Source organism: Chryseobacterium contaminans (assembly GCF_001684955.1).
Taxonomy (GTDB): Bacteria; Bacteroidota; Bacteroidia; order Flavobacteriales; family Weeksellaceae; genus Chryseobacterium; species Chryseobacterium contaminans.
Genome location: NZ_MAYF01000159.1, coordinates 1 through 3,739, shown reverse-complemented (window position 1 = coordinate 3,739; position 3,739 = coordinate 1). Strand labels below are relative to the sequence as shown.

Annotated in this window: 5 protein-coding genes; all 5 read left to right on the top strand. The window is 37.0% G+C overall.

Annotation, left to right across the window (positions count from 1 at the left end; genetic code table 11):
* On the top strand, positions 1-919 hold a 919-nt coding region (gene hisB, locus BBH99_RS10465), incomplete at its 5' end, for an imidazoleglycerol-phosphate dehydratase HisB (protein ID WP_083188807.1).
* Between the two features lies 1 nt (position 920).
* Complete coding sequence (gene hisH, locus BBH99_RS10460; protein WP_066695303.1) at positions 921-1,502, top strand: imidazole glycerol phosphate synthase subunit HisH; 582 nt, start codon at positions 921-923, stop codon at positions 1,500-1,502.
* On the top strand, positions 1,502-2,224 hold the full coding sequence (gene hisA, locus BBH99_RS10455) for a 1-(5-phosphoribosyl)-5-[(5-phosphoribosylamino)methylideneamino]imidazole-4-carboxamide isomerase (protein WP_066695301.1): 723 nt from the start codon (positions 1,502-1,504) through the stop codon (positions 2,222-2,224). Before hisH ends, hisA begins: the two co-directional genes overlap by 1 nt.
* Positions 2,217-2,969 (top strand): imidazole glycerol phosphate synthase subunit HisF, encoded by a 753-nt coding sequence (hisF, locus tag BBH99_RS10450; protein ID WP_066695299.1) that lies wholly within the window; start codon positions 2,217-2,219, stop codon positions 2,967-2,969. Before hisA ends, hisF begins: the two co-directional genes overlap by 8 nt.
* Positions 2,966-3,553 (top strand): bifunctional phosphoribosyl-AMP cyclohydrolase/phosphoribosyl-ATP diphosphatase HisIE, encoded by a 588-nt coding sequence (hisIE, locus tag BBH99_RS10445; protein ID WP_066695297.1) that lies wholly within the window; start codon positions 2,966-2,968, stop codon positions 3,551-3,553. The genes hisF and hisIE overlap by 4 nt, the downstream gene beginning before the upstream one ends.
* Positions 3,554-3,739: the final 186 nt, after the last annotated feature.

Genomic DNA, 3,739 nt, shown 5'->3' with positions numbered 1-3,739 from the left:
GGGAACAGAAAGTTTTCCTTTTGAAGACTTCATTAAACCCCATGAAAAAATGCTTAGGGCTTTTGAAAACGAAGGCATTATTTTCAGTGATATTTTGATTGATAAAAGCTTTGAAAGTGAAAATTTGCCCACCAGAAAACCTGGGACAGGGATGTTGGCTAAATACATTTATGGTGATTATGATCTGAAAAATTCTTATGTAATTGGTGATCGAATTACAGATGTTCAACTGGCTAAAAATTTGGGATCTAAATCTATTTTTCTCAACCAAAACTTTAATGAAGAGGCAAGTCTTACAACAACACAATGGAACGAAATCTACCAGTTCTTAAAGTCCGGAATGAGAAAGGCAAAAGTCTACAGAAAAACTAATGAAACGGAAATAGAAATTGAGGTCAATATCGATGGAAAAGGTCAATCTGAAATCTCAACAGGCCTGAACTTTTTTGATCACATGCTGGATCAGATTGCTAGACACGGGAATATGGATCTTAAGATCAAAGTTAGCGGAGATCTTCAGGTAGATGAACACCACACGGTTGAAGATACGGGAATTGTATTGGGGGAGGCCATTCTAAAAGCCCTAGGAAAGAAAAAAGGAATTGAAAGATATGGTTTTCTGCTTCCAATGGATGATTGTCTTTCACAAGTAGCCATTGATTTCGGCGGCAGGCCTTGGCTGGTTTGGGATGCTGAATTCAAAAGAGAGAAAATAGGAGATGTTCCTACAGAAATGTTCTTCCACTTCTTTAAATCATTTACCGATTCTTCAAAAACCAATTTAAATATTAAAGCAGAAGGAGAGAATGAACACCACAAGATAGAATCTATCTTCAAAGCTTTTGCAAAAGCAGTGAAAATGGCAGTCAATCAATCTGATGCCAACTATAATTTACCTTCAACCAAAGGAAGTTTATAATATGATTGCAATAATAAAATATAACGGAGGGAACGTAAGCTCCGTACAGAACGCTTTAAACAGGTTAAATATCACTTCGGTGGTAACAGATGACCCAGAACTCATCCTGAAAGCTGATAAGGTGATTTTTCCAGGTGTAGGCGAGGCCTCATCAACTATGAAACTTTTGAAGGAAAGAGGGTTGGATACTCTTATCCCTACATTGAAGCAGCCTGTCTTGGGAATATGCCTGGGAATGCAGCTGATGTGTAAAGGAAATGAGGAAGGAAATACCGAAGGAATGGGGATTTTCAATATCAGTGTTAAAAGATTTCCGCCTCTGGAACTCGTTCCTCATATGGGTTGGAATACCGTTTCAGACCAGAAATCTTCATTATTTTCAGGAGTTGAACCTCAAAATGATGTGTATTTTGTTCACAGCTATTACTGTGAGTTGTCGGAGTATACCACTTCAGTTTGTGATTATATCCTTCCGTTCAGTGCTTCTCTGCAGAAAGATAACTTTTATGCGGTTCAGTTTCACCCGGAAAAATCGGGAAGTGTAGGCAGTCAGATATTAAGTAATTTTATAAACTTATCATGATGAAGATTATTCCGGCTATCGATATTATTGAAGGAAAATGTGTGCGTTTATCCAAAGGAGATTACAACACGAAAAAAATATACAATGAAGATCCTGTGGAAGTAGCCAGGGAATTTGAAGACTTTGGTATTCAGTTTCTTCACCTGGTGGATCTTGATGGAGCAAAATCAAAGCATATTGTGAATCAGAAAGTGCTTGAAACTATTGCAAAGTCTACTTCTTTACATATTGATTTTGGAGGTGGATTAAAAACTTCAGAGGATATTGAAACAGCCTTTAATTCCGGTGCGAAGCAGATTACATTGGGGAGCATTGCAGTTCAGGATCCTGAATTTTGCTTCAAAGCCATTGAAAAGTATGGACCCGAAAAAATTATTCTGGGAGCAGACTGTGAAAACAGGAAAATTAAAACTTCCGGCTGGTTGGAGGAAAGTGATAAAGATATCATTGATTTTATTCTTGAATATCAGAAAAAGGGGATGCAAACCACCATATGTACGGATATTTCGAAGGATGGAATGCTGGAAGGTCCTTCCACCGGACTTTATATTGAAATTCTATATAAAACATCATTGCAACTGGTGGCCAGTGGCGGTATTTCGGAGATCAAAGATGTTTATAAAATGAAAGATATAGGATGTTCAGGAACTATTATCGGGAAGGCTATTTATGAAGGAAAAATAAGCCTCCAACAACTTCAAAATTTTATTGAAAATGCTTAAAAAAAGAATTATTCCATGCCTGGACATTAAGGATGGAAGTACTGTAAAGGGAATCAATTTTGAGGATCTGAAAAATGCCGGAGATCCTGTAGAACTCGCTAAAAAATATGAATCGGAAGGTGCTGATGAGCTTGTCTTTCTTGATATTACAGCTACCATTGAAAACAGGAAAACATTTGTAGAACTGGTAAGAAAAATCGCTCAGGAATTGAGTATTCCATTTACTGTTGGTGGCGGCATTGCCTCTGTAGAAGACGTGAGAAAACTTTTGGAAGCTGGAGCTGATAAAATAAGTATCAATTCTTCAGCAGTAAAAGATCCGAAACTTATTTCTGAATTAGCCAGTGAATTCGGTAGTCAATGTATTGTAGTTGCTATAGACACCAAAAAAGTGGGCTCAACCAATTTTGTTCACATTAAAGGAGGAAGAGAAGCGACAGAACTAGATACTTTAGAATGGGCAAGAAGAGCAGAAGCCCTGGGAGCCGGGGAAATTCTTTTAACTTCTATGGATGGTGACGGTACTAAAAGTGGGTTTGATCTCAACATTACGAAACTGGTTTCAGAAAGGGTGACAATTCCTGTTATTGCTTCAGGGGGTGCCGGATCTGCAGATGATTTTATTAAAGTATTCAATGAAACAAGAGCCACAGGAGCATTGGCAGCCAGTATATTCCACTTTAATGAAATAAAGATTCAGGATGTAAAGCAACAATTAAAAACTCAAAAAATAGAAGTACGATGAATATTGATTTTAATAAAGATAACGGGCTTGTTCCTGTAGTGATTCAGGATAACCGGACGTTGCAGGTTCTGATGCTAGGCTATATGAATGAAGAAGCTTTTGAAAAGACCAAAAAAGAAAAAACAGTTACCTTTTTCAGTCGTTCCAAAAACAGGCTCTGGACAAAAGGGGAAGAATCAGGCAACTTTTTAAGAGTAGAAAGTATAGATATTGATTGTGACCAGGATACCCTACTGATTAAGGTGATTCCCACCAATGTAGTATGCCATACCGGAAGTTTCAGCTGCTTTGGCGAAAAAGATTCAAAAGGGTTCTTGTATGAACTGGAAGAAAAAATAGCTCAAAGAATTGACAATAAGACTAAAGATTCCTACACTTATTCGCTGTATCAGAGGGGAATGAATAAAATGGCTCAAAAAGTAGGAGAGGAAGCTGTGGAATTGGTTATTGAAGCTAAAGATGATAATGATCTGCTCTTTAAAAATGAAGCCGCAGATCTCTTATACCACCTACTCATTCTGCTAAAAGCGAAAGGATTTACGCTGAAAGATATAGAAGAAATTCTTTTGAATAGAGATAAGTAAAACCTTTGAATTTTTTCAAAGGTTTTTTTTATGGAAAAACACGACAGGTTCTGTCGCTTTAGTGGGGTAGATTTGCATCAGGACCTTTAGGAAATTGATAATTAAAAATCCAAAGGAATGGAAATATTTCATATTAAATCACATAAATATGACTTGTGTAAATGAAAAAAAGTTAAATTTGCGCAA